At 61.6% G+C, this 3,740-nt stretch carries 3 protein-coding genes; 1 reads left to right on the top strand and 2 read right to left on the bottom strand.

Translation table 11 applies throughout. The annotated features are described in order from the left end of the window. Positions 1-234 precede the first annotated feature (234 nt). Both PKD89_RS19680 and PKD89_RS19675 read right to left on the bottom strand, forming a co-directional pair. A complete protein-coding gene (locus PKD89_RS19680; protein WP_289012693.1) occupies positions 235-1,524 on the bottom strand; it encodes a hypothetical protein in 1,290 nt (429 codons plus the stop codon). Positions 1,525-1,572: 48 nt separating this feature from the next. Continuing rightward, positions 1,573-2,328 carry a hypothetical protein gene (locus PKD89_RS19675; RefSeq protein ID WP_289012694.1) on the bottom strand — a complete coding sequence of 252 codons (756 nt, stop codon included), beginning with the start codon at positions 2,326-2,328 and terminating at the stop codon, positions 1,573-1,575. A 237-nt stretch (positions 2,329-2,565) separates the two neighbouring features. Between PKD89_RS19675 and PKD89_RS19670 the strand changes: the two genes are divergently transcribed. Next, on the top strand, positions 2,566-3,740 hold a 1,175-nt coding region (locus PKD89_RS19670; RefSeq protein WP_425591270.1), incomplete at its 3' end, for an ISAzo13 family transposase.

Here is a 3,740-nt window from a genome sequence, read left to right as displayed (position 1 = left end):
TACCAGGTGGCGCAACCCCCCAAAACTGGTCCCTACCAACTGGCGCACGACACGCAAGTCTTCTGACCAACTCACTGACACCCCCACCGCCCACGTGGGTGTGGTGATGCAGACTTGATGTCGCACATCCGGTCAGTCCAATCCCGTACTGCGGGGTCCTCTTGGAAGGTGCGATGATCCGCCAGAAGCCGTTGGCGTGCCTCTGCCACCAACACCGTGAAGAAGGGCCGCGCACTACCAGTTCGGAGCGCCGCCGTAATCGAGGGGCCCGTTGCCCCAGTCGGGGCTCTCCCCCGGAAAGCCAGAAGGTGGCTCAGCGCCGTCGTACTCCCATTGATCAGACTTAGGCCCAGCCAATCCGATGGCAAATACCCAGCCGCTCGGTGTTCGGCGCCACGCGTACCATGATCCGCCGTCGGGCGAGATCACGACTTCAACACCTCCGTCGCCCGGAAGACCGCGCGAACTGAGGTCACCAACGACTTCCAGGATGTCGGACCGGTAGCCCGTCTCGCGGCGGCCCCACCCCATCTGGCAAATCCCGATCCAACGCAGAGCCCTTTTGGTCTCCTCAAACTCACGTTGGTCGCATTGCTGGCCATCATCATCCACTCCGTCAATGCCCGCATAGCGAACCAGCCGATCCGCCGCCTCCTGCTGCTCCTGCTCTCGCCGTGCAAGGTCCTGTGAAAATTCGTCGACGATGGCAAGCGCCGCACGGAATGAACCTGCCTCGACGGTGCGCTTTGCCCAGAACGGGCTGAACTGGTCGACGAGCATGGCTTGACCGTGAAGCCGGACGACAGTCGCCACCTTTGCACTACAACGATCCCTAAAGTCGGCCGAGTTACGGAGGCCGATCCGCTTGAACGCCATCTCGTAGGCGGCGTAGAGCGCAACCGCGTAGATGAAGGGAAGAACGCCGAGCGTCATCCACGCTGGCATCAGTAGCTGGCGAGCAAGGTCCAGTACATCCTCGTTCGACCAGTTGGTACCAAGGGTGATTACTGCTAGCGCCAGGATCGCAAACCCGACCACACTCAAGCATCCATCGATCAGCTCTCGCGCCTCTGCGGACTCGCTTTGATGCACAGCAAGAGCTGAGGCCCCAGCAAGGATGACCACTATGCCCTGGCCTACGAACTCGACGGGCAACGAAAGCACGTAGCGGTCCGAGAGGAACCCGAAGATAAGCGTCAAGCCGAAGGTCTCCTTCGCCCTCAGCTTGAAAAAGTCAGGCTCCTTGCTCGCCTTTCCGAAGTTGAAGAGCAACACAACGGCCGTGGTGAAGAACCAGAACCACGTGTCCGCAGCGAGCGCGCCGGACCAGATCCCGATCCGTCGGCCGAGGAGGACTAGTCCGAGCGACCAGAGGGCAAGCAACACGAAAATCGGCCAAATCTTGCGACTCAGGAAGTTGCGTACAACGTCGGTTGAGCACCGTCGTCCCGTCGGCCACACGAGCAGCAGGCCAAGGAGGGCCCCGCCCCACAGCAGCGACGCTATCTGCCGGTTATTTAACACGAATCAGACGCGATCTGAGGCTCGTCCGCAACGCTCGCCGCCTCAGCGTCAACGTCGTGGCCCGTCGCCGTGGAGGATGTCGCCGCCGGAATACTCGACCCCGGGGCACGGAAGCTGACAGAAGTCGCAGTTGACCCTCATTCCGACTGTGAAGTCGGGGCCAAGCGAGGCTGCCAATTTAGCCGTTTCCACCGGGATCGCCATCAGACGCGCGTCAGGGTGCTTCGGCTTCGACACCAGCGAGACCTCATGAATGGTGGCGTTGGTGACTCGAACGTGGGCGCGCTCGAGGTAGAGCTGGCCTGCTAGGTGTTTGCCGCAGCTCGCGCTGCCACACACTCGACAGTTCCCATCGTCGTAGACGCCTCCAGGCATCTCGTATAGCCGACCTGGAAGGTGCTCACACTCGGAGACGTCCTGATTGCAGATTGAGCAGAGGCGATCACCGACGAAACCGATTGAGAAGCCGATGCGCATGTGCGCGATATGAACGGGGCATGCGATTTGGTAGCTGGAGCCCGTCCACTGCAACTCGCAACGATCCGAGAGATGGTCACGGGCATATCGCCCGTACTTATGCAGTTCCTCGTGCGCAGCAGCCTCCAGCTCCGTGCCCTCAAGCCAGAAGAACGCAGACGCGGCAGCACCAAGGCAACGCCGGATATGCCCATCCGCGCCGACGTCGTCGATACCGGTAAGCGTGACTGCTTGACCGAATGCACGCCGGGCTGCTCTTCGTCTTTCCTCGCCCGTTGTCAGTACGTGTGACGGAACATCACTCGACTCTTCCGGGATGAGAGTCATCTCGGATCACCTCCAACGCTCGCGCGACCGCATCGCCGTTGCCCTCCGCTTCATACCATTCGGCCGAAATCTCGTTAGTGTCGGCCGACAGCCTCACGCGCACGACCTTGATCCTGACCTGCGTCTTCCCAACTCTCGCAGTCAGCCAGGACTGGACCGCAGCAACTGCACCGCTCGTTAGAAGTCCTAGGGGTCCGCCATAGGATTAGACGCGCGGTGTAGTTTGGGTGGGTGGACATCACCGATGAGGCGCTGACGGACTATTTCGAAGCGGTGCTGCCGCATCTCGATGAGCGGCAACGACGTTTGAACGTGGGTGCTGTGGCGGTGATGTTGGGCCGCGGCGGGAAGACGAAAGTGTCCGAGCTGACAGGCATGTCGCGGTCGACGGTGACCCGGGGCGCCAACGAGATCGAGGCCGGTGTGGAGGTGACCGACCGGGTCCGTGCTGAGGGTGCCGGCGACAAACCCGCGATCGAGAAGCAGCCGGGCTTATGGGACGCGATCGACAAACTGGTTTCGCCAACGACCCGTGGCCATCCGATGTCGACGTTGCGGTGGACATTGAAGTCGACCTACGAGCTTTCACGTGAGGTCACCGACCAGGGCTTCGAAGCGTCAGCCGAGCTGGTCCGACGATTGTTGGCCCAAAACGGCTACTCGTTGCAGGCCCCCGCCAAGGAGGCCGAAGGCAGAACACATCCAGATCGTGACGGCCAGTTCCGCTACGTCGCTGATCTGTCCGAGGCGTTCATCACCGCCGGTGACCCGGTGATCTCCGTGGACACCAAAAAGAAGGAGACGCTGGGGAACAAGTCCAACGGCGGTATCGAATACCAGCCCAAAGGTGAACCGGTCCGCACCGATGTTCACGACTTCCCCGACCCCGTGCTGGGCAAAGCGATCCCCTACGGGGTCTACGACGTGGCCAACAACGAAGGCTGGGTGTCGGTCGGTGACACCGCCGACACCTCCGAGTTCGCTGTTGCGGCGATCGCCAAATGGTGGGACACCCTTGGCAAACACAAGTTCCCCAACGCGAAACGGCTGTTGATCACCGCCGACTGTGGCGGGTCGAACGGCTACCGGGTCAGGGCATGGAAATGGCATCTCGCCCGGCTCGCCCAAGAAACCGGCCTGGAGATCACCGTGGCGCACTACCCGCCCGGCACCTCGAAATGGAACCGGATCGAGCACCGCATGTTCAGCTTCATCACGATCAACTGGCGGGGCCGTCCCCTCACCAACATCCGGACCGTTGTCGAGCTGATCTCAGCAACGACCACCCAGAAAGGGCTGACGATCCAAGCCGCCTACGACGCCCACGTCTACCCCAAAGGCGTCAAGATCACCGACACCTGTAGGGCGCCACTTTCGTTGGTGATGGTGGTGTCATTGGTGGTGGGCACGGG

This window comes from Candidatus Neomicrothrix sp., assembly GCF_035329545.1.
Classification (GTDB): Bacteria; Actinomycetota; Acidimicrobiia; order Acidimicrobiales; family Microtrichaceae; genus Microthrix; species Microthrix subdominans.
This window is presented reverse-complemented; position numbering and strand designations above follow the sequence as displayed.